Source organism: Photobacterium sanctipauli (assembly GCF_003026495.1).
In the GTDB taxonomy this organism is placed as follows: Bacteria; Pseudomonadota; Gammaproteobacteria; order Enterobacterales; family Vibrionaceae; genus Photobacterium; species Photobacterium sanctipauli.
This window is the reverse complement of record NZ_PYMA01000025.1, coordinates 32,981-55,608: the sequence shown is the minus strand read 5'-3', so window position 1 is coordinate 55,608 and position 22,628 is coordinate 32,981. Positions and strand designations below refer to the sequence as shown.

General features: G+C 50.1%; 15 protein-coding genes, 1 tRNA gene and 1 rRNA gene. 13 read left to right on the top strand and 4 right to left on the bottom strand.

The features are described from left to right. The 4 genes from rrf to mepA all read left to right on the top strand — a co-directional run. Window positions 1–101, top strand: a 5S ribosomal RNA gene (gene rrf / locus C9I98_RS24725); the annotation flags it as partial. Between the two features lie 42 nt (window positions 102–143). Then, a tRNA-Asp gene (locus C9I98_RS24720) sits at window positions 144–220 on the top strand. Between the two features lie 684 nt (window positions 221–904). Then, a complete protein-coding gene (locus tag C9I98_RS24710; protein ID WP_036831719.1) occupies window positions 905–1,885 on the top strand; it encodes a sugar-binding transcriptional regulator in 981 nt (326 codons plus the stop codon). Between the two features lie 86 nt (window positions 1,886–1,971). Beyond that, window positions 1,972–2,805: a penicillin-insensitive murein endopeptidase gene (mepA, locus tag C9I98_RS24705; RefSeq protein WP_245907240.1), complete on the top strand. Its 834-nt coding sequence runs from the start codon at window positions 1,972–1,974 to the stop codon at window positions 2,803–2,805. Here the strand turns inward: mepA and C9I98_RS24700 are convergent. Beyond that, window positions 2,794–4,164, bottom strand: coding sequence for an MATE family efflux transporter (locus tag C9I98_RS24700; protein ID WP_051902688.1), 1,371 nt, complete (start codon window positions 4,162–4,164; stop codon window positions 2,794–2,796). The two genes, mepA and C9I98_RS24700, sit on opposite strands and share 12 nt — an antisense overlap. A 170-nt stretch (window positions 4,165–4,334) precedes the next feature. Between C9I98_RS24700 and C9I98_RS24695 the strand changes: the two genes are divergently transcribed. From C9I98_RS24695 to C9I98_RS24665, 7 genes are all read left to right on the top strand, one after another. After that, the gene (locus tag C9I98_RS24695; protein WP_245907238.1) at window positions 4,335–6,191 is read left to right on the top strand and encodes an IucA/IucC family protein; all 1,857 of its coding nucleotides are present in this window, start codon (window positions 4,335–4,337) and stop codon (window positions 6,189–6,191) included. Next, a complete protein-coding gene (locus C9I98_RS24690; protein WP_036831721.1) occupies window positions 6,178–7,911 on the top strand; it encodes an IucA/IucC family protein in 1,734 nt (577 codons plus the stop codon). Before C9I98_RS24695 ends, C9I98_RS24690 begins: the two co-directional genes overlap by 14 nt. A 9-nt stretch (window positions 7,912–7,920) precedes the next feature. Beyond that, window positions 7,921–9,177, top strand: coding sequence for an AMP-binding protein (locus tag C9I98_RS24685; RefSeq protein ID WP_036831722.1), 1,257 nt, complete (start codon window positions 7,921–7,923; stop codon window positions 9,175–9,177). 12 nt (window positions 9,178–9,189) lie between these two features. Beyond that, window positions 9,190–10,485, top strand: a complete 1,296-nt coding sequence (locus C9I98_RS24680) for a DUF6005 family protein (RefSeq protein ID WP_036831724.1) — start codon at window positions 9,190–9,192, stop codon at window positions 10,483–10,485. 14 nt (window positions 10,486–10,499) lie between these two features. Next, window positions 10,500–11,342, top strand: a complete 843-nt coding sequence (locus tag C9I98_RS24675; RefSeq protein WP_107272603.1) for a sugar phosphate isomerase/epimerase family protein — start codon at window positions 10,500–10,502, stop codon at window positions 11,340–11,342. A 176-nt stretch (window positions 11,343–11,518) separates the two neighbouring features. Beyond that, window positions 11,519–12,211 carry a response regulator transcription factor gene (locus C9I98_RS24670; protein WP_245907237.1) on the top strand — a complete coding sequence of 231 codons (693 nt, stop codon included), beginning with the start codon at window positions 11,519–11,521 and terminating at the stop codon, window positions 12,209–12,211. 343 nt (window positions 12,212–12,554) lie between these two features. After that, window positions 12,555–14,489, top strand: coding sequence for a TonB-dependent receptor domain-containing protein (locus tag C9I98_RS24665; protein ID WP_036832562.1), 1,935 nt, complete (start codon window positions 12,555–12,557; stop codon window positions 14,487–14,489). A 106-nt stretch (window positions 14,490–14,595) separates the two neighbouring features. On the opposite strand, the gene C9I98_RS24660 is transcribed toward C9I98_RS24665, so the two are convergent. From C9I98_RS24660 to rdgC, 3 genes are all read right to left on the bottom strand, one after another. After that, on the bottom strand, window positions 14,596–14,850 hold the full coding sequence (locus C9I98_RS24660; protein WP_036832559.1) for a YfhL family 4Fe-4S dicluster ferredoxin: 255 nt from the start codon (window positions 14,848–14,850) through the stop codon (window positions 14,596–14,598). A gap of 5 nt (window positions 14,851–14,855) precedes the next feature. Further along, window positions 14,856–16,244: a prephenate-dependent tRNA uridine(34) hydroxylase TrhP gene (gene trhP / locus C9I98_RS24655; protein WP_036832556.1), complete on the bottom strand. Its 1,389-nt coding sequence runs from the start codon at window positions 16,242–16,244 to the stop codon at window positions 14,856–14,858. 182 nt (window positions 16,245–16,426) lie between these two features. Further along, on the bottom strand, window positions 16,427–17,338 hold the full coding sequence (rdgC, locus tag C9I98_RS24650; protein WP_173424734.1) for a recombination-associated protein RdgC: 912 nt from the start codon (window positions 17,336–17,338) through the stop codon (window positions 16,427–16,429). Window positions 17,339–17,492: 154 nt separating this feature from the next. On the opposite strand from rdgC, the gene C9I98_RS24645 reads away from it, so the two are divergent. Beyond that, entirely contained in the window at window positions 17,493–18,740 is a 1,248-nt protein-coding gene (locus tag C9I98_RS24645; protein WP_036832550.1) for an exonuclease SbcCD subunit D C-terminal domain-containing protein, read from the top strand. A gap of 23 nt (window positions 18,741–18,763) precedes the next feature. Next, a complete protein-coding gene (locus C9I98_RS24640) occupies window positions 18,764–22,549 on the top strand; it encodes an AAA family ATPase (RefSeq protein WP_036832548.1) in 3,786 nt (1,261 codons plus the stop codon). Window positions 22,550–22,628: the final 79 nt, after the last annotated feature.

Genomic DNA, 22,628 nt, shown 5'->3' with positions numbered 1-22,628 from the left:
ATTATGGACCCACCTGATCCCATGCCGAACTCAGCAGTGAAACGTAATAGCGCCGATGGTAGTGTGGGGCTTCCCCATGTGAGAGTAGGACATCGCCAGGCTTCCAATTTAGATTATCGCAGTGACCTTGCGGTGGTTTGAGTGGAGCGGTAGTTCAGTTGGTTAGAATACCGGCCTGTCACGCCGGGGGTCGCGGGTTCGAGTCCCGTCCGCTCCGCCACTTATTAGAAGCCTTGTCGCAAGACAAGGCTTTTTTGCATCTGTGAGATATGTTCGCCTTGCAGGCGAATGAGTCCCGCTGGAGCGCCAGCCCGGCCGCTCCGCCACTTATTAGAAACCTCAGTCGAAAGACTGAGGTTTTTTTGCATTCTACGCGCCCTAAAAGTGCTGCGCACTTTAGTCGCGGCACTGGCCGTGCGCGTTGAGTCCCACTGGAGCGCCAGCCCGGCCGCTCCGCCATTTATTAGAAACCTCAGTCGTAAGGCTGAGGTTTTTTTCATTTCAGAAGGGGATGTTCGTCCTTCGGACGAATGAGTCCCGCTTGTGCGCGAGTCCGATAGAGCGCCAGCCCAGCCGTTCCGCCACTTATTCAGAAGCCTCGCTATAAATAGCGGGGCTTTTTGCGTATTTATTACACGAAATTAGTGTCTGTGCAGCTAATTAGGCTTTAGGGATGCAATGGTCAAAAAGCTGTACAAATATAAAAGTTATTAATTTCATATGGTTATAATTGTATTTTGCCCATGTGAACCCTGTGGGGTTTTATTGTACAGCTTTTAGGTTGCCAAGGCTTGTTTTCCTGAACGCGAGTTCCTTCCCCTTAGCTGTGAGGCTGGTACTCGCTGAATAACGGGAATAACGTTAAAATAGAAGGGCTTATTTTCGCGTATTACAAGGAAGGGTCATGACCACCTCCCCAAACGACAATACCCATGTTGATAGCGATCTGCTTACCGAGATTGCTATCGCTTATTATCAAGATGGTGCCACCCAAGAGGAAATCTCCAAGAAGTTCGGGATGTCTCGTGCCAAGGTTGGTCGTTTATTGCGTCGTGCCCGTGATGAAGGGGTGGTGGAAATCACGGTGAAATACCATCCTGTGTTTAGCGAAAAACTCGAACAGCAACTGATTGAGCGTTTTAACCTTAAAAGGGCTTTAATTGCACTCGATCAGCCTGATGATGAAAGTCAGCGCCAGCAAGTGGCGAGTTTGGTTTCGAGCTACCTAGCCTCTACATTAACTGACGATATGGTGGTGACTGTTGGGCAGGGCCGTAATATTGCCTCTATTGCCAGCCATGTCGGGGTTGTTCCCCATCGAAAGTGCCGCTTTGTTAGCGGGATTGGCGGTACTCACCGTTCGGGTAACGCAATCAATGCTGATCATATTTGTCGTCAATTAGCTAAAAAATACGATGGGATCAGTGAGACCCTGTATGCGCCAGCTTATGTCGAAGATATTAAGGTGAAAGAAGCCTTTATGAAAAATGGCACAGTGAAGGAAACACTTGATCGTGCTAGGCGTGCGGACGTGGCACTCGTTGGTGTTGGTGACATGAATGAGAATAGCCACATGGTGAAGTTGGGGTGGTTTACACCGCAAGAGATTGTAGAGGCACGTATCCGCAAGGGGGTGGTTGGCGATATTGCGGGGTATGACTTTTTCGATAGCCAAGGCCAGCGTGCCGATACCATGATGAGCGATCGGGTGATAGGTTTGAGTATGGAAGAGCTACGCCATATTCCAACAGTTGTGGTAACAGCGGCGGAAAATAGCAAGGCGCTTGCGTTGCTTGGTGCCCTTCGCTCCGGTGTTGTTGATGTGCTGGCGACCAGTGTGAGTAACGCGCTCACCATTCTTAATCTTGATCAGCAAATGAAATAAATTTGATTAGTGCCTCCATTTGAAAGGGCTGCCATATGGCAGCCTTTTTGTTGCTTGCTATGCTCAAACAAGGGAATGGGAGGAGTATCGTGAGCCAATTACTATTATTTTTTGTTGCGCTATTGCTAAGTGTCTCCGTGGTGGCAAGTCCGTGGGAAAAGGTGGAAACGCCCAGCGAAGGGAAATCTGAATCGATTGGTACTTATAATAATGGTTGCTTGTCTGGCGGTGAGAGCTTGCCATTGGCAGGTGAAGGCTATCAGGTCATGCGCTCGCACCGTGGCCGTTATTATGGCCATAGCGAGATGATTGATTTCTTGCATGGCCTATCGAAGCAGGTCAGGCAGCTTGAGCTGGGGCAGTTGCTGGTAGGCGATATCGCTATGCCTAGAGGCGGCCGTTTTTCGTCTGGGCATGCCAGCCATCAAACCGGCCTTGATGCGGACATTTGGCTGAAGCTAACAGACCGCCCGCTTACAGAACAAGAGCTGATTGATGTCCAGCCCTTGCCAATGGTTCATATTAAACAATACAAGATAAACCAAAAGAATTGGGGGGAGAAGCAGGCACTACTGGTGCAGCTGGCTGCCGTGGATGAGCGGGTAGCGAGAATATTTGTCCACCCCGTCATAAAGGAGCAACTTTGTCAGCGTGAATGGACCAATCGGGATTGGCTGAGAAAAGTACGCCCATGGTGGGGGCATTACTATCATTTCCATGTCAGGCTGGCTTGCCCGGATGGCGACAGCAGCTGTAAGCCACAAAAGGCACCGCCATCCGGTGATGGCTGTGGGGCTGAATTGGCTTCATGGAAGCCGAAACCAAAATCACCGTCAGATAAAAATAACAAGGTGGCCAAGAAGCCCCGTAAGCAACCACCTCCGCCTCCAACCCAGTGTCTAGCACTGCTACGTCAATAAACTCGATGCCTGCTTTGTTGTTGAAGAGGAAAACCCTTTTTTGTGCCTGAGATAGAGAATCAGTGCAAGGCTTAGGGTTAATGCTTCAGCAAGAGGCAGGGCATAGAGAAAATGCCATTGTGGTATATACAGAGCAAAACACATCAAGAAAATCACAGGAAGAACCAAGCCCCGAGATAATGATATACACGCAGAAGGAAGAGGTTGATGCAACGCTGTGAAATAGGCGGACAGTAGTACGTTGAAGCCACTGAATAGGAAGCAAGGCCAAATATAGGTCATAAATTGTTTTGCTTGCAAGGCGGCTGCCGAGGTTGGATCTTCGAGGAAAATACCGGCAATCAGCTGATTGGCAAATAAGGCAATCATGGCAAGTAATAGACTAACTCCCCCAAGGGTTAGTGCCGCTATTTTGACAAAGGCTTGGATTCGTTTGGTATTGCCTGCACCGAGGTTTTGGCTGATCAATACGTGGAGAGGATCGATAAAGCCGTAGTAAACCATCATTCCAATAAACAGCAAATAATTGGCAATGGCAAAGCCTGCGACACCTTGTTCATTGCCATTGTTGAGCAGTAACCAATGAATGCTGAAAATGACCACCCCAACAGAAATTTCGTTGATGAACTCAGAGCATCCGTTATAGAGAGAGCGGAGTAGAGTGGATAACGAGATCCCGTGCAAAGTGAAAGTAAGCTGCCTCTTACGGAAAGTGAAAAAGCGCAGTAAGAAAAGACACTGCACAACCTGGGCAATAACTGTTGCCCAGGCCGCATATGCAATCCCGAGTTGCAGGTAGCCGATAAACACTGCGTCGAGAATGATATTGGTGACAGCCCCAACCATCAATGCTTGGGTACCAAACTGCGGGTAGCCATCGACCCTCACAAAGTAATACATCACCAGGTTAGCCAGCTGCACCACCATGCCAAATGCAATGACCTGAAAATACTGTTGCATGAGAGAAAACAGCGTTTCCGGTGCACCCAGAAGCTGGAATAGCCAGCGATCGAAATACCAACAGGTAGAAGCAACGATAAGGGTGAAACCGATAATGGTCAGCAGAGATTGGCTAAAAGCGGCACTGGCCGCTTTAGGTTTGTTCTGGCCAATGTACTTTCCTGCCAGCACCGATCCTCCGATTGCAACCATCAACGCAATCGCAAACATGAGCGTGAAATACGGGATCAGCAGGTTAACTGCTGCTAGGGCCTCGGCACCAAGGAAGAGCCCAACGAACAAACCATCGATGACGCTGGTCGTTGATATGGCAAGCAGGCCTAAAAGTGATGGTATTGCGTAATGGAAGTAGGTTTTTATTGGCGACCCATTAAGAGGAAGCGATTCTTGTTCTGACATTTTTAGGCGCTGGTTGGTGAAAGGAGTCCTACATACTGCGCTATTCGTTTAAGTCTCTACCAGTCTGTATTTCTGGATACGGAAGCGTTGTCATTCTTCCGTGTAACAAATGTAACTTGATTTGAAATGAGAATTATTATCAACAATTATCGATGACTATGCATTTTGATATGGATATCAGTTCAATCATGTTTAGAGAGACGATAACCGATAGCTGCGCTGAACAAATGGCGGGTGAAGCCTCACTTCAGGCATTTTTAAATGGTTATTTACGAGAAGTTGATAATGGCCAGTGGTATGAGCAAGGCGCCTTAGGGCAAGCGATCCCTTTGCTTGGTGATAGTACAAACAAGGTTAATGAAGACGCGAAAAACTGGTGGGTAAAACTACCCATCACCCATTTAGATGGGTTCATGGTGATTGAAGTGACATACCGTACCGTTGTGGGTAGACATAGCTTTGCCCAAGCAGTGTTGTTCATTCAAGACAAAGAAGCCGAAGTTTTGCTTCCCGCTGATGCGATTTCTGTTCTGGTACGAGAAATGTATAGCAAGCTAGGCAAAGGGGAAGGCTCGGCAGCGGATGGACGTGAACTGAAAGGCCGAATTAGCGATAGCTTGCAGCTTATGGCGCGCTACCTTTCTTACCAACTGACTAACCCTTGTAGCACAACAACCTTTATTGATAATGAGCAGGCGCTAGTTTTTGGCCATTGGCAGCATCCAACCCCTAAAAGCCGGCAGGGGATGCTGGATTATCATCACGCATCCTATGCCCCGGAAATGAAGGGGCAGTTCCGCTTGCACTACTTCCAAGTTCATCATTCTATTATTCGGCAGCGATCGGCCGTTGCCCAAAGTGCCGATTGCATTCTTGCTGATTGTCTCGGTATCACCCCGTTTGAGCGTGAAGGTTACATAGTTTTACCCATGCACCCGCTTCAAGCCCAGTGGTTGCTGCACCAGCCATTCATGATTGATTTGATTGCAGAAGGCAAGGTTGTCGATTGCGGCTACTGGGGGGCGAAGTTTAGCGCAACATCATCTGTGCGATCACTGTATAACCCAGAGCTAGACTGGATGCTGAAGTTTTCTTTACCGGTCAAAATCACCAATTCGTTACGGGTAAATAAGCGCCATGAGCTTGAAGCTGGCGTGGTAATGACTCGGTTGTTTCGCAAGACGGGCTTTTCTGATCAATACCCACAATTTCAAGTTGTTGCCGATCCTGCATACATTACCGTTGATCTTCCGGATCGAACGGAGAGCGGCTTTGAAATTATCATTCGGGAAAACCCGTTTAAGCAAGGGCACGATGAGGCGACATATTCACTGGCTGCCCTGACCCAAGATCCGTTGCCGGGTGAGTCTTCGCAACTGCTACAGCAAATTCAAAAGTTGGCCCAAGCCACGGGGAGTACTTTGTTTCTTGCTGCCATGAAATGGCTGGCTGGATATTGGGAATGCGCAATTGCACCGATGATCCGGTTGTATGATGAGCACGGTATTGCCCTTGAGGCCCATCAACAAAACAGCGTACTGGTGTTGGATCACCAAGGGCAGCCTGAAACCTATTACTTCAGGGATAATCAAGGGTATTACCTTTCAAACTCTTACCAAGCTTATCAGGCTTCGCTCGACCCCGATCTCGCTATTGTGCCCGACCTGTATTTTGACGATGAGCTGATTTGCGATCGCTTCTCCTATTATTTGCTTATCAATAACCTGTTCGCTGTCATTGGCCGTATGGGGGCAGATGGCCTTGCTGATGAAAACACTTTGCTTGCATTCATCCAACAGCGCTTGGCGGGGATGGAGCAAAGCTTGGTGGGAGCGGGGAGGCGATACGTGCAACGCTTGCTAAGCGAAAGCGAGTTGCCGATGAAGGGGAACCTTTTGACTCGCGTGTATGATATCGATGAGTTGGAGGCCGATAACGAGCAAGCGGTCTACACCAAAATTTCAAACCCGCTGATGGCGCTTGGCCAACCGCATTGCTGGGAGTTGACCGCTCATGCCATTGCCTAGTAAAGAGAGGCTCACCGCCACTGAGCGTGTACTACAGCAGTTTATTGAGGCTTTACTGTTTGAGCGTTATGTCAATCTAGATGAGTGCCACGGTAGCGAATTGGCTATCTCGCCGCTAAATGCCGATGGTTGTAACTTTAGTTGGCGCCTAGGCTCGGAGCAGTACTGTGTCAAAGGAAAAGTCGGTGGCTTCGGCCGTATTCATATCGATATTGCGACATTGTCTGTTAATGGCGAGCCTTGCCCTGTCCCCAAGGTGGCACTGGCACAGTTGCTCGATGATCTCCCTGCTGTCAATCACAATAGGTTGATGCTTAGTGATGAGTTTACTCAAACGGTAAGGCTGTGTGAGTGGAATACCTCATATCTGCCTATTCGCCCTTCAAGGCGTCGCGATTCGTATACCGAGCTAGAGTGCCGGTTAGATGAGGGGCACCCTTACCATCCATCCTATAAGGCCCGGACAGGTTTTAGCTTTGAAGATCATCAACAATATGGCCCCGAAGCTGAGTCATCCTTTCAGCTTGAATGGCTGGCGATAAAATCGACTCACCTACAAATGGCGCTACCTGCAAAACATGATCAGTTTTGGCTACAACAGTTGGGGCGTGAAAGTTGGAAACGACTTACCTCGAGGCTGGCGGAATGTGGTGCCCGCTGGGGGGAATATGCATTGATGCCAGTTCACCCGTGGCAAGCGAAGCAATTAATGAACAGCTGGTTGCCACAGCAGCAGAGGCAGGCGATTATTATTTCATTGGGGGCGGTGGGAGATAATTACATCGCCACCCAATCTGTGCGTACCTTGGCAAATTCATCATTGTCTTCGAAGCCTCACATCAAGCTGCCGATGAACATGGTGAATACCTCTTCTCGTCGCACGCTAGACCCTTATTCTGTTTGTCATGCCCCGGCTATTTCCTCATGGCTCCAATCGGTTGTGGCATCCGATCAAGCATTATCCAACTTGGCACTATTGCCTGAATTTGCCGGTGCGCTGTTCAAGCCACCTCTGACCCCTATCGCCAGTGAGCCTGCTGATGGCCAGCTCGCCATGATTATGCGAGAAAGCCCATTGGTAGCCCTGAAGGCGGGCGAGCAAGCGGTGCCTTTCAATGCCTTGATGATGGTTGAGCATGATGGGGCACCCTATATTGCTGACTGGGTTGAGAAGTTTGGTTTGGACGCTTGGTTAAACCAACTTCTGGATGTGGTGATCACACCGGTGTGGCACTTGCTGGTGAAGCACGGTATTGCGTTGGAGGCCCATGGGCAAAACATGGTGCTGGTGGTCCGTGATGGTTGGCCAGAGCGCTTGATTGTCAGGGATTTTCACGAAAGTGTGGAGTTCAATCGTGACTTCCTCGCTGCCCCCGAGCGCCTGCCTGCGTTTTTAGCCAGCGGTGATGACTATTACCAAGTAGAGTCGGTTGAGCTATTGCGCGAATTGGTTATGGATACCTTGTTCATCTATAACCTGACCGAAGTTGCCCATTTGCTGGCGACGAGCTATCACCTCAGCGAGCAGTCATTCTGGTCAAGTGTGAACCGCTGCTTGAATCAATACCTGCTGGCACATCCCGAATTATCCGAGCGGCTCACTGTGCTTGGGTATGACCAACCCCAAGTGCTTACCGAGTCCTTGTTGACCCGAAAATTAACGGCCTCCAAGGAGGAGTGCCACCACTTAGTCCCCAACCCATTAAGCTCGAAAAAGTAGAAGGATCTTATGATTTACGTTAATGACGCTTATTTTGGCGAAGCATTTTTTGCCGAGCGCTTTCAGGCATTTTCCCGTCATGAGGTGTTGGCAAATTGTAAAGGCAAACGCATTGCGCTATGCAGTTCTAACCCCGCTTATATTTTGGCGCTTTGCCTGTATTTAAAAGAACATGGCGGCTCGTTTTATCCAATCCATGCAGATATGCCCCGGTTGGCAGCCAAGCGTTTGGCTGTGAAAGCCCAATGCCATGCATTGATGATAGAAACGGAACAGCAGTGCTACCCTTTGGGCCGCACTGAAAGCGACACTGAAGCGGTGTTAGTGCAGACCAGCTCTGGTACAACGGGGGATCCAAAAGTGATCTGCCGCCCATGGTCCTCGATAGAGCAAGAGCTAACCAGCTATACTTCTGCTTTTACCGTACCTAATAGCATGACGCCGGTTATTGCTTGTCCCGTGACCCATTCGTATGGGCTGATTGCGGGCGTGTTAGTGGCATTGAAGCGAGGTCAAATTCCGCTAATCATCAACCAGTTGAACCCTAAGTATTTGATTAAAGTACTACAGCAGACACCGAATCATTTGCTGTACTCATCGCCTGCGTTATTGCAGTCGGTTGCCTCTCTTTACCCGGCGTCACAGCGACTGCATGCCGTAATGACATCGGGCACCCTGTTATCCAAGGCGTGCTTTGAACTCTTGCTAAGCCGAGCCGAACACGTATTCCAACAATACGGTTGCTCAGAAGTGGGTTGTATTGCGATTAACTCGAAAACAGAATCAGCGGAAAACCTGGGGGCGATCCTTCCGCACCTGCAAGTACAGGCTGGTGGCAATGCGAAGGAGCCTGAAGAAGTCATTGTCAGGGTAGGCGAACAGACTATTTTTACCCGTGATCTCGGCTATTTTGACCACCAACAACACCTGTGCTTTGTCTCAAGGGTTGACGATACCATTAATGTCGCTGGCTTAAATGTCTATCCCAAGGATGTTGAAGATGCGGTGCTAGAGCTTCCTTCCGTTTCTGAGGCTGTTGTGTTCAAACGCAAAGACTCGCTAGCCGGAGAAAAAGTTTGTCTTCAGTTCGTCGCCGATGAGGCGTTACCGCCAAGCCGTATCCGTAGTTGGTGCCAAACCCGCCTTGCTGCTTATCAGCTTCCTGTTGAAGTTGAGCAAGTGGCTGAAATTGAGAAATTGCCTAACGGCAAGGTTAACCGCAAGGCATTAGCTGAAACAGCTGTTGCTATTCCTGCACTGGGTTAAGGGGACTGCGAGATGAATTACCAGCAAACAGTTGAAGCAATTAAAAACGTATTGCAGGAATCGATGAAAAGTCCTCATCTGGCCAGCTTTCACGAGCAAGCGAGGTTGAATGAGGATCTATACCTTGACTCTGTACAAGTGTTGCAATTGATGCTTCACCTCGAACTTGATTTAGGGCTGAAAATACCTGATGACAATATTGCTAAGCAAGATTACGAAACCGTTGCGAGCTTGGCGCGTTTTCTAGGCCGTATCTCTGATAGTCATGACGGTGAGCATGAAGCCGCTTACCAAAGCAATGAAGTCGCCAGCGCGTCAACGGCTCAGGAAGAGGAGTTTGAAGATGTCAAAGTGCATTGTTTCGTCAGCTGTGTGTGCGAGCCGCTAAAGCGAGCTGGCATTGATCACCGTCCGTTTTACTTTGATGTGTGGGATGCGGAGTTTACTGTCACGGATAACTATCAATTGTGCTACCACTCAGATGATATCGACCATCAAGGCTTTCGCTTTTGGTACAAAAAGCTATTTGGTGGCGAACTCGTCGCTTGGTATGACCCCGACAAATCCAAGCAACAAAATCTCGACACTATGATGTCTTTGCTGGCCACCAAGCCAGAATCGACGTCACTGATGGTCATGCTTGATATGCACCACTTACCCGAACGTGAGAATAAGTTCAGTCAAAACCCGTTTCCACACTATGTTTTGCTTAAACAAACGGAGCACCCTGACACGCTGTATATGTCTGATCCGGATTTTCGGTGGGAGGGAGAGTTAGCGACCGAGCGGGTGGCTAATGCGATTGCTCAACCAACGGTTGCGGGCGGGTATTATTTTGATGAGCAGCATTTGCATCCGGCCAGCGATGAAGCGGTTAAAGCCTATTTCGATGCGTGTTTCATCCCAGATCGAAATCCATTACCGGAGGCCATTCGTGAAATTTTGAGCTGCCATTTGCAAGACGATAATGATCTGGCATTGAAGGACTTAAGCTTGGCATTACGTGAAATTCGCGTCATTGCGGTGCGTAAATATGCCTATGAGCATGGCTTTGCGTTTTTCTGGCGGGCGCTTGGGTTACCGGATGATGACTTTGAACATTGGTGCGACGTGATTGAGGACTTGGTTGAGACCTACTCGAAAGTGCAGTACCAAGTGATGAAACTAGCCCAAACGCAAGATACGGCACTAGCAACAGGGATCTTCGCCTTGCTTGATAAGCAAGAAGCAACCGAAAACCGTATTAAGCGTCGTTTGCAAGAGGCCTACATTGACTGGTGTGAATTTACATTCGCACCCGTGTGCTAACGGTAGGGGGGATAATGAAGTTATCTATTTGCACGATCTCGTTCCGTCACCAGTTGGTGTCACTGGACCATTTAGCACAATGGGCAAAAGCAAATAAATTTGATGGCATTGAATTGTGGGGAGTACATGCACGAGGGCTGATGCCGCAGGTTGAGCGTTACACCACTTCTCTGGCTGAATCCGGCTTAGCGGTGTCGATGCTCAGCGATTATATCCCACTATTGGGTGAGCGAGATGAGACCAAGCAAAAGTGCGAGTCTGTGTGTCAATTAGCGGCTGCATGGCAAACCCGGAAAATACGGACATTTGCGGGACATCTAGGTAGCCGGCAAGTCAATGAGCAAGAGCGTAACTTGATGGCAAACCGACTGCGTTTTATATGTGAATATGCAGCAGACAGTGGCCTGGATGTGCTGGTGGAAACTCATCCGCAAACGTTAGCTGATAACGCAGAGTCGGTGTTTAGGCTATTGGAACAGGTTAACCACCCAAGCTTGAAGATCAATTTTGATACCTTGCATGTGTGGGAGGCTGGGGATGATCCCGTTGACTTTCACCGCCAACTGGGAAATTCAGTTGGCCATTATCACCTCAAAAATATCGCTTCTCGTCATCAACTATCGGTTTTTGCGCCGGATAATGTTTATTCACCCGCAGGCACCAGAAAGGGCATGGTTCCCTTGCTTGAAGGGGCAGTTGATTACCATCAATTTTTGCTGGACATCATCACGGATGACAAAAAATCGGCATCGCTTGAGTGGTTTGGCGATGATGTTAAGCCAACACTGGCAAATGATCGGATAGCACTTTCAAATTTTAAGAAGGATGTAAAACTGGATCTTCCTGCCTTTAATTAACCATACTTTTTATAGTGGTATAATGAAAAATGTGACGCACCCCAAAAAATAAGGATATGAAATTAAGCTAATAGTTGTGATAAGAAGTGGAATTAAGCTTAATGATATTGATAATTAATATCATTAAGCCTTCAATAATAAAGTCAATGGAAATGAGTGTTATAAAAAGAAAGCATGTGGCCCAGCCAATTACTATTTTGGTGGCCGAACCGAATGAGGAGTATAGTCAGCGCATATGTGAGAGGTTATGGCAAGATGGCTATATGGTTAAGCGGTGCTGCCAAGGCATTGAAATAGATTCAGCATTAAGGGGGCAAGCAATCAGCTTGGTGGTTCTTTCGATGCAGTTACCAGAAATGCGAGATTGGACCTTATTAAAAAGGTGTCGCCGCACCACGGCTTTACCCATTATTTTACTGACCCGGGAGGATCAGCAAGCAGAAGCCATGACAGGCTTCCGTTTTGGGGCAGATGACTACATGCCCGCAGAGCGTTCGGTACAGGAGTTGAGCTATCGGATTGAAGCCATTTTACGACGAACCAAGCCCATAGCCCAACCTGAGGTATTCGGTAAGTCAATGGTGTTTGATGAGCTGGAGATGGATCGCCATTCTATGCGTGTTAGCTTTGCCAACCAGGAAGTCACCATGACGCCGATACAGTTTAAGTTGCTCTGGACCTTGGTTGCCCAGCACAGCGAGGTGCTACCTAAGCCATATTTGTACCGTCAAGTATTGGAGCGGGAATATACCTTGTACGACCGAAGCTTGGATATGCACTTAAGCCGGATAAGAAAAAAACTCACCGCAGCAGGCATGCCTGCTCATCGGCTGCAAACCCTCCATGGTAAAGGCTATAGCTTTGCATAGATAACACCCTATTACTTCATTCCTTTTTTCTTCGCAAAGCCAACTGGTGGGGGAAGCCTCATCAGTTCTTTACCTCAATAACTTCACCAATGGCAACATCTAGAAAGTATCTTGAATTGCTCTATCTAATGGCTTAAGTCCAGCCCGCGGTTGGTTTAGCGCTTCATTTATACGCCACTAAAATAGCGCCGACAGGCTAACTGTGTAGTTATGTGTTAAGGATATACATGATTGTTCCAAAAGATAATTATTTGTAACAGTTGTAAACTTTGTTTACATGCGTTGCGAAGTCTAGAAAATGGTCTGCCTATGATAATGATTCTCATTAATACTGGACTGAACCATGATACAAGGCCGTACATTTTCACTAACTCTCCTTAGCACAGCGATAAGCTCTGCATTATTTATCTCCCCAGCCCATGCTCAAACAGAGTCTGATGGCACAGATGAAACCATGGTGGTGACAGGTCGCGTCACTTCCCTACCTGAAGTAATTATCGATGCCGATCAACTCCAGAAGCGCCAGGCAAATGATTTAAGTGATATCTTCCGTACCGACCCAGAAGTCAGTGTTGGTGGCGGCTCGAGTGTATCGCAGAAAATTTATGTGCGTGGCCTGGAAGATACCATGCTCAATGTGTCTATTGATGGCGCAACCCAATCTGGTTACATCTACCACCACCAAGGGCAACTTTCTATCGAGCCTGAGCTTTTGCAGCAGGTTGAGGTGTCGGCGGGTGCTGGCCGTGCAACAGATGGTGCCGGTGCACTGGGTGGTGCAATACGTTTCAAGACAAAAGATCCGTCGGATCTGCTTTGGGGCGACCAGCGCTATGGAGCTTTGGTGAAAGCGGGCTATTACGATAATACCGAAGGGTACAAGACCAGTCTTAGCGGTTATGGTTACTTAACGGATAAGATCAGCGCGCTGGCAACGCTCTCTTACAGTGACTTGGGTAATTTCACCGATGGTAACGGTGATGAGCAGCCACATACTGAGGCCGAGAACAAAGTTGGCTTTGTGAAGTTGGTCGGTGAGTTTACCGAGTCGCAAAAGCTGACACTTAGCTATGATCGCCGCGAAGACGAAGCTTTCCGCTACCACCGTCCGCAGTGGGTGCCGAGCTTTAAGAATGAGCCGATCAACCAAGAAATGATCCGCGAGACTTATACTGGTAATTACCTGTTCGATCCTGCTAACAATCCTTGGGTGTCGTTGGATATCACGGTATACGGCACTGAAACATCGCTAGAGCATATTGATGGTCCTTGGGGCGATTATCTCGGCGAAGCGAAAAGCTACGGTGCGGATATCCGCAATACCAGTACGTTTGCTGATAAGCACAAGCTGATTTACGGTGTGGAATACCGAGATGATGAGGGTTATCTTGGCAGCCCGATTTATGGCTCGGACAAAGATGAAGGCAAGGTTAAGGGTGTTTACGCCCAAGGCGACATCTATCTGATTGATACGCTTCTGCTGAGCCTTGGGGGCCGTTACGACGAGTATGAACTTGATGAGTCGAATGGCCCAAGCCTAGATCACAGTGGTTTTAGCCCGAATGTTAGCCTAACGTATGAAGTGATTTCTGGGCTGTCGGTTTACGGTGGTTATGCTGAAGCCGTACGTGGTGCGCAGGTACGTGAAATCTTTAAGCTTGATGGCTCTAACAGTAGTGCCGATCGCAAAGAAGAAAGGGCGAAAAATACTGAGTTAGGTGTCAACTGGGTAAATAACGGCTTTACTGCATCGGCGACGGCTTATGTCACTAAAGTTGAGGATGTTGTTGGCGAGACAGAGGCCCGTGAACTGGACAACTTAGGCGAACTTGAGACCAAGGGCTTTACCGCAAGAGTTGGCTATAACTGGTTGGCTTTGACAACCAGTTTGAGCTACAACCAGTCGCGACCTGAGTTGAATGGCGAGCCATTGAATGATGATACCAAGGGGATCGGTACCGCAATTGGCGATACTTGGGTAGCGGATGTTGGCTATCAGGTATTTGATGGTTTGGACATTGGCTATAGCGGCCGCTATGTTGAGCGTCTGACCGAAGTGGCTGAAGGTTATGAAGAGAAGCCGGGTTACGCGGTACATGACATCTACGCCCAGTGGATGCCAATGGCCAATGAAGATCTGACCTTGACCCTGACGGTGAAGAACTTGTTTGATAAAGCTTACCGCTCTCATGCGAGCTATGGTAACAACGGTGAGGTTGCCCAAGGTACCCTTGAAGCTGGCCGTGATATCCGCTTTAGCGCGGCCTACGCTTTCTAGGTTTATGCTTTCTAGGTCTAGCTATTCTAAATAGTGAGTTGCTAATGATAAAAAAGCGCCACTTCGTTATGAAGTGGCGCTTTTTTTCGTTCTGCATTCGCTGTGCTTATGCCAGACCTTGAAGCTTCACGAACTTTTCGAATAGCTCGTCATCACTTTCGACATTGTCCGGGTCGGTAATGATGCAGTTGGTGATAGGGCAAACCGACTGGCAGGTTGGCTTGTCGTAGTGGCCCTTGCACTCGGTGCATTTGTCCGGGTCGATCTCGTAGATCGAATCACCCATGGTGATCGCCTCGTTCGGGCACTCGGGATCACACATGTCACAGTTAATGCATTTTTTGGTGATCAATAACGCCATGGCGATTATTTACCGTCTTTCGGAGCGTGTGGGTTACGGGTGTTCTCACCTGAGTTTAGGTTACGCATCAGCAAACCGTATTCTAGATCCATGTCCTGTGGTACAGGAATGAACACGAAGTGGCCGTTACCTTTTGCGTCATCAATCACTTCAGACTTGCGGTTTTCCATTGTCTCTAGGTTGAAGATCACGTTACCTTGCGGTGTCATTACTTCTAGGCTGTCACCAACAATGAACTTGTTCTTCACTTCAACTTCGGCCAAATCGCCGCGGCGCTTGCCGGTAAATTCGCCAACGAATTGTTGTGAATCAGAGATCGAGTAGCCGTAATCGTAGTTCTGGTACGCATCATGGGTGTGGCGGCGAAGGAAACCTTCGGTGTAACCACGGTGTGCCAAGCTTTCCAGTGTACCCATTAGGCTCTCGTCAAATGGCTTGCCTTCAACAGCATCGTCGATTGCTTTGCGGTAAACCTGAGCGGTACGGGCACAGTAGTAGAAAGACTTGGTACGGCCTTCGATTTTCAGCGAGTGAACACCCATCTTCGTCAAACGCTCAACGTGCTGAACAGCGCGCAAGTCTTTTGAGTTCATGATGTAAGTGCCGTGCTCGTCTTCGAATGCCGCCATTTTTTCTTCTGGGCGGTGTGCTTCGCTTAGCAATACCACTTCGTCAGTTGGCTTGCCTAGACCAAGCGTATTGTCCGGACGCTCTGCTTCTTGAACCTGAACACCCGCATCTTGTACTTCGACAATCTGGCCAGCGTCATTTTCAGTCGCTTTTTCAGTTTTGTATTCCCAGCGGCATGCGTTGGTGCAAGTACCTTGGTTCGGGTCACGCTTGTTGATGTAACCAGATAGTAGGCAGCGGCCAGAGTAAGCCATGCATAGTGCACCGTGAACAAAGATTTCTAGTTCGGTTTCTGGGCAGTGCTCGCGGATCTCTTCGATTTCTTCCAGTGAAAGCTCACGGGATAGGATCACGCGCTCAACACCTTGGGTTGACCAGAACTTAACCGTCGCCCAGTTAACAGCATTGGCCTGTACCGATAGGTGGATCGGCATTTCAGGGAAGCTCTCGCGAACCATCATGATAAGACCCGGGTCAGACATGATCAGGGCATCAGGGCCCATGTCGACGATAGGCTTAAGGTCGCGGATAAAGGTTTTTAGCTTAGAGTTATGCGGCTGAATGTTACATACCACGTATAGCTTCTTGCCTTGGGCATGCGCTTCGTCGATACCGATTTTTAGGTTTTCGTGGTTGAACTCGTTGTTACGAACGCGAAGGCTGTAACGTGGTTGGCCCGCATAGACCGCATCTGCACCGTAGGCAAACGCGTAACGCATGTTTTTTAGGCTGCCCGCAGGCGATAACAATTCAGGTTTAAACATAGCTCTTATATTCCAGTGTCTGATTGCAAATCAGGCCGTATCGCAGTGGGATACGGATGTGAGGCGGGATTTTACTGTGATCGACAGCACAATGGCAACGAAAACGGCATAAAAAAGCGAGAAAGAGCAGGCTGTCGCTGCTGTTTCTCGCTGATTTAATTCCCGAGGTTGGAAAGCGGAAATTACGCTTTGGCTTCTAGCCCACCCAGTACTTCGAACAGGTTAGGCAAGAAGGCTGAGAATTCGCCTGCCATCAGGGATAGATCGGCATCGATACGCTGCGCCATGTCTTCGCGGTCGATATCATCGTTTTGATCTTTTAGCTCGTCCGAGAACTTAAGGCGCTTAACCGACATGTCATCGCTTAGCACGAAATCGATACGGTCTTGCCAGTTGATAGCCAGCTTGGTTACCAGCTTGTCTGCTTCGATGTGGGCCAGGATTTCGTCGCAAGCCAGATCTTGCTGCTTACAGCGGATCACACCGCCATCTTCAAGAATCGCTTTTAGCTCGGCTTCTTCGCCAATCGTGAAGCCATTAGGCGAGGTATTCGAGCGAACCCATTCGGTCATTGTTAGCTCTGCCGGTTTTTCCGGGGTCACCGGAATAACAGGCAAGCTGCCGATAGATTTGCGCAGCAGTGCCAGCATGTCTTCGGCTTTCTTGAAGCTGCCAGCATCAACCAGCACATAGCCCAGCTTCGGCATGATTAGCGCATAGGTTTGGCTCTTGCGGCTAAATGCACGCGGGAGTAGATCCATCACGATTTCGTCTTTGATGGTGTCTTTCTCGCTTTTCTTTAGCTTGCGACCCTGCTCCAGCTCTTGGGCTTCGACTTTTTCATTCAGCGATTCTTTGATCACTGATGCTGGTAGCATTTTTTCTTCTTTGCGCGCACAAATCAGGATGTTGTCACCAATAACATGGGTGAACATATCGCCGTGCTTACCCAGCGCATGTACCCAACCGAACTTCTGCTGATCTTGGCTGCCGCAAGGGGTGAAGCGAAACTCCTCAAGCTGCTTTTCCAATTGGTCAGGGTTAAGGTCGATTTCACGGCTGAAGCGATAGGTGAGTACGTTTTTAAACCACATCATGGCTGTTACAGATCCTTGGTTGTGCATTTGGCTGTCAATCTTATTGCATTGGCTTGGGTTTGTCTTAATTTTTCTGTTTAACACGGCTATTGGGCGTGAAAAAGTGCGGTACAATCAGCCTAGTTTTCCCCATAGGTCAGAGACATTTGTCATGAAAATCCTCCATACCTCCGACTGGCACCTAGGCCACCAACTTCATGGTTACTCGCGTGACTATGAGCACCAATGCTTCCTTGATTGGTTAGCCGATACACTAGAGCAACAGCAGGTTGATGCACTGCTGGTGGCAGGGGATATTTTTGATACCGCCAACCCGCCAGCCAGCGCGTGGCGGATGCTATACCGCTTTATGGCCCGGCTGGCGAAAACCATGCCTGAGCTGGATGTGGTGATGGTGGGAGGAAACCATGACTCGCCAAGCAAGCTGGATGCTCCCCATGAGCTGTTGAAGGCGTTTGACTTGCACATGGTTGGGGGGATCCATCGCCACCTTGACGGCAGCTTGGATACCGAGCGAATGCTGGTGCCGTTGAACGATAAATCGGGCCAGCAAGCGGCTTGGGTGCTGGCAGTCCCTTTTTTGCGCAGTGCCGATTTGCGTACCGATGATCTAAACGAGGACGATGACCGCCTGATCAAAGGGGTGGAGACCCTGTATGCCGAAATGACCGTGGCTGCCAGTGAGCACCAGCAGGAAGGCCAAGCCTTGATTGGGATGGGGCACGCCTATATGGCCTCGGGCAAGTTATCGGAAATGTCAGAGCGGCGGGTACTTGGCGGCAACCAGCATGCCCTGCCAGCCAGTATTTTCCCCGACGATATGGCCTATGTGGCGTTGGGGCACCTTCATCTGGCTCAGCGCGTGGCGAAAAAAGAACATGTGCGCTACAGCGGCTCACCGCTGCCGCTGTCGATGTCCGAGCGGGGCTACAACCATCAGGTGGTGCTGGTGGAATTAGAGCAAGGTGACGTGAGTGATATTGAATCGCTAGCGGTTCCCCGGGCGGTTGGCATGCTCAAGGTGCCAGCATCGCCAGCGCCGTTAGAGCAAGTCTTGCAGGAGTTAGCCGCTTTGGAATGCGAAGCGTGCCCGCGCGAGCAGCAGCCCTATCTTGAAGTACATATCCTGCTTGATAAACCGCAAGCGTTGCTGCGTGAAAAAGTACTGGAAGCGATTGAGGGCAAGGCGGTGCGGTTGGCTAAAATCACCCCGCATTACCCAGAGCGTCAACAATCCGAGGGGCTGGGGCAGCGCCGCTTATCGGAGGTGACCCCGCAGCAGGTATTTGGCCTGAGCTGGGCCAACAAGTTCCAGGGCGAGCCCGACACCGCCATGGCCGAGGCATTTGAAAGCCTGTTGGCGCAAGTGGACGACGAAGAAATTACCAGGCCGCAGTAACGGATAGTACGAGAATAATAACGATGAAAATACTAGCATTGCGTGGCGAGAACCTTGCCAGCTTACAACAACCTTTTGAAATCGATTTTGCCCATGGCCGCCTTGGTGAGGCGGGGCTATTTGCTATTACGGGCAAGACGGGGGCGGGTAAGTCAACCCTGCTCGATGCCATCTGCCTGGCTTTGTATGACCGTATCCCGCGCTTGCAGTCCAACAAGAAAAACGATGCCGAAATCGGCCGCGATGATGATGCGAGCCGGATCAAGGCCAATGATGTGCGCAGTATTTTGTCGCGCGGTAAGGCCGAAGGTTACGCGGAGGTGGATTTCGTTGCCAACGATGGCAGTCATTGGCGTGCCCACTGGCACGTCCGCCGGGCGCGAGGCAAGGCTGATGGCCGAATTCAGGCGTCCGAGCAATGGTTGGAAAATTTGGAAACCGCTCAGCGTTTCGCGGGCAAGAAAACCGAATTGCAAGCTGAGATGGAGCGTTTGGTTGGTTTGAGCTTCGAGCAGTTCCGCCGTGCAGTGATGTTGCCGCAGGGCGATTTTGCCGCTTTCTTGAAAGCCGGTGCTGACGAGCGGGCATCGTTGCTGGAACGAATGACGGGCGGTGAGATATACGGTCGCCTATCGGTGGCGGCCTACGAGCGGGCCAGAGGCGAAAAGCAGCAGCTAGAGCTGATCCAAGATAAACTGGGCGATATTGCCTTGTTGTCGGATGAGGATAAGCAAGCGCTTGACACGCAAACCACCGCTCTGAAACAGCAAGTGGAGCAAATTGATGCCCAACTGCAAGTGTTCAAGCAGCATCAACAATCAATAAAAGCTGGGGCGACCTTGGCGGAGCGGGTTGACCAGGCTGCGGCCCAGCAACTGGTGGCTAAACAGCAAAAAGAGGCAGCAGCCCCGCGTTATACCCAGCTTACACTTATCGAGCAGGCTCAGCCGGCGCAGGGCGATTTTTCACTGTTACAACAAGCGCAACAGCAAATATCCAAAGTGGCAGAAGCATTCCGTATCGCGCAGGCTAACTTGAGCCGTGAGGCCGAGCAGCATAACGCGAGCAACCTCCAAGTCAATCGCGTGGCGGCGGCGGTAAAAACGGCAGAGCAACAGTGGGCCGATATTGAGCCGAAGCTAAAAGAATCGGCTCAATTGGATGAACAGATCAGCGGTTTACGCGAGCAACTGAGCAAGCAAGAAGCCGAGCGCCAACTGCAAAGCCAACGGCAACAAGAGCAGCAGCAAAAAAGCCTGGCGCTAGAGCAACAACAGCAAGGTCTCGTGCAGCAGCAAACCCAGCTTACACAGTATTTTACCCAGCAGCAGAGCTTCAAGCGTATTGCCGAGCAAGCATCCTCGGTTGAAGACAACGTGAGGCAGTATTTAGCTGCTCACCGGATCAACAGCGGGCTACGCAGCGAATCTCGCCAGATCACTCAAGATCTGAATGATCATGGCCAGCGGCAAACCCAACTGGCGCAGCAGAGCCTGGACCTCAATAGCCAAAAGCAGGTGTGCGAACACCAACGCCAGGCATTTGATCTTGATAGGTTAGAGGCTGCACAGCAACAGGAGCGGGGGCAATATACCGCCAAGCAACAATGGCGCGACCAACTGCGCCAAGGGCTATCGGGATTAAAAGAGTGGCAATCTTTGCTGCGCCAATACGACAAAGCCGCCGCCGAGCAGCAGCGCGCCATGCTGGCACAGACAAGCGCTGAACAGCGTATTGCAGTCCTGAAACCCAATATTTTGACCTTGTCAGTACAGCACAAAGAAGTCGAGGCTCTGCTCCAGCAAAGCCGTGCCGTCATGAAGCTTGAGGACTACCGTGCCGAGCTAAGCGCTGATGAAGCCTGTCCGCTGTGCGGTTCTTATGATCATCCCTATGCGGAAGATAACCCGGTTGTTGAAGGCTTGCTACAAACCCAGCAGGCGCGTTTGGCTGAGTTAAGTAACCAGTGGCAAGAGGCCGAGGCCGAGGTGAAGCATTTAACTCAGCAGTGCCTGTCTGAGCAGCAGCGCCAGATGGCACTAGAGACTGAAGTCGCGTCGCTGAAAACGCAAATCGCGCAATTATCCGAGCAGTACAGCCCCGTGTTTACTGCACTTGATGTTGATGGGGACAATAACCTATCGCCCAATACCGAAAGCCAAGCTATCGACTTGCTGGCGATGGCTTGGCAGCAACAGATTGAACAGACCGACGAAACACTAAAACAGCTGCAACGCGATGGTGAGTTGCGTCAGCGAGATATTCATCAGGGCCGCCAGCTCGATGTCGAATTGCAACGTATTCAGCAAGCATTGAATGTACTGACTGAACAACAGCACGGGTTGGCGCAGCAGTTAACACAATGGCAATCACGGCTGCAATCAATCGAAGAGCAGCAGGCAGTACAGTCGGCAATTTTGAACGATCGGGCGTTGGCCCTCACTGAGCAATACGGCAGTGAAGCATGGTTGGCGCAGCTAAAACAGCATGGTGAGGAAGCTTTCTTTACACAGCTACGTGCGAATGTAGAGGAATATCTGACTAACCAGAAAGCATTGGAGGCAGCCGATAAGCAATTGGCTGATCTTGCTCCGCAATTGGCTGAACAACAAGGCCAAGTGCGCACAGTCCTTCAGCGCGTCGCCGAGATCGACAAGTTGGTTTCATCACTGGTCAGCGAGATTGAGCAGCGGTGGCAAGTGCGCATAGCACTCATCGGTGAAGATAGCTTGCAGGATTTGGAAGCGAAGCAGAAACAGGCATTGCATACCCAGCAAACGGATTTGGAGCAGGCGCTACAGCACCAGCGTCTATCGGGCGAAGCCATGGCGGGGGCTGAAGCGGCATTGACCAGCGTTAAGCAGCAACAAGCAGAGGCTAACCAAGCACTTGAGCAACAGCAAACAAGTTGGGCAGCGTGGCTTGAAAAATTTGCCCTCGGCCATGACGAGATGGTGTCCTTGCTGAGCAAGGGGGGCGTTTGGCTCGAGCAAGAGCGTGAAGCATTGAAACGCATTGAGCTGGCATTGGCGGCAGCGAATACGGTTTTAGCAGAGCGAGAGCTTGCTGTTGTTGAGCACCTGCCGACGATTGAGTTGGCAAAGCAGTGGCTGTCTGACCATGATATTAATTTTGAACAGGTAGGAAATACCGAGAAAATTGCCGTTGTTGCAGCTTGGCTCGAACAAAAAGCAGAGCTGGATGAGCAGATCTTCCAAGGGCGGCAAAGGCTTGCTCAGGCAAAGCAAGCCGAGCTGCAATCAGGGGAGCTGACGGCACAGCTGAAAGACCAGCAAGTCACAACCGAACTGTGGTTGCAAATGAGCGAGTTGATTGGCTCGGCAACGGGGAACAAGTTCCGCACCCTCGCCCAGGGGCTAACCCTGCAGCAGCTGGTGGTATTGGCCAATGAGCATCTGCAAGAGCTTGCGCCCCGCTATGCGTTGCAGCCGGTGCCAAACAGCCCATTGGCGTTGCAAGTGGTGGATCATGATATGGGCGACGAGGTTCGCAGTGTCGAGTCGCTGTCGGGGGGTGAGAGCTTCTTGGTATCCCTTGCGTTGGCTCTGGCGTTGGCCTCGCTGGCGGCAGATACCCGCCAGTTGGGGTCGCTGTTTATCGATGAGGGGTTCGGTACCCTTGACCCTGACAGTTTGGAAATGGCATTGGCATGCTTGGATGCGTTGCAAGCCGATGGTCGCCAGATCGGGGTGATATCCCATGTGGGGACCTTGGTGGAACGCATTGGGGTACAGGTTGCTGTTGAGGCGCAAGGCGGTGGACGTAGCCAGATCCAAGTGAGAGGCTAACTGTTTGTTTGGTCAAACGTTGGCTTGATAGGTGAAAAATGATCAAAACTGAGCATTATGCAGCTTGTATCATTTCAAC

Coding starts and splice junctions, on each gene's coding strand:
- C9I98_RS24665 (WP_036832562.1), top strand. CDS start 12,555: ATGATACAAGGCCGTACATTTTCACTAACTCTCCTTAGCACAGCGATA.
- trhP (WP_036832556.1), bottom strand. CDS start 16,244: ATGTTTAAACCTGAATTGTTATCGCCTGCGGGCAGCCTAAAAAACATG.
- C9I98_RS24660 (WP_036832559.1), bottom strand. CDS start 14,850: ATGGCGTTATTGATCACCAAAAAATGCATTAACTGTGACATGTGTGAT.
- C9I98_RS24685 (WP_036831722.1), top strand. CDS start 7,921: ATGATTTACGTTAATGACGCTTATTTTGGCGAAGCATTTTTTGCCGAG.
- C9I98_RS24675 (WP_107272603.1), top strand. CDS start 10,500: ATGAAGTTATCTATTTGCACGATCTCGTTCCGTCACCAGTTGGTGTCA.
- C9I98_RS24680 (WP_036831724.1), top strand. CDS start 9,190: ATGAATTACCAGCAAACAGTTGAAGCAATTAAAAACGTATTGCAGGAA.
- C9I98_RS24700 (WP_051902688.1), bottom strand. CDS start 4,164: ATGTCAGAACAAGAATCGCTTCCTCTTAATGGGTCGCCAATAAAAACC.
- C9I98_RS24695 (WP_245907238.1), top strand. CDS start 4,335: ATGGATATCAGTTCAATCATGTTTAGAGAGACGATAACCGATAGCTGC.
- rdgC (WP_173424734.1), bottom strand. CDS start 17,338: ATGTGGTTTAAAAACGTACTCACCTATCGCTTCAGCCGTGAAATCGAC.
- C9I98_RS24690 (WP_036831721.1), top strand. CDS start 6,178: ATGCCATTGCCTAGTAAAGAGAGGCTCACCGCCACTGAGCGTGTACTA.
- C9I98_RS24710 (WP_036831719.1), top strand. CDS start 905: ATGACCACCTCCCCAAACGACAATACCCATGTTGATAGCGATCTGCTT.
- C9I98_RS24640 (WP_036832548.1), top strand. CDS start 18,764: ATGAAAATACTAGCATTGCGTGGCGAGAACCTTGCCAGCTTACAACAA.
- C9I98_RS24645 (WP_036832550.1), top strand. CDS start 17,493: ATGAAAATCCTCCATACCTCCGACTGGCACCTAGGCCACCAACTTCAT.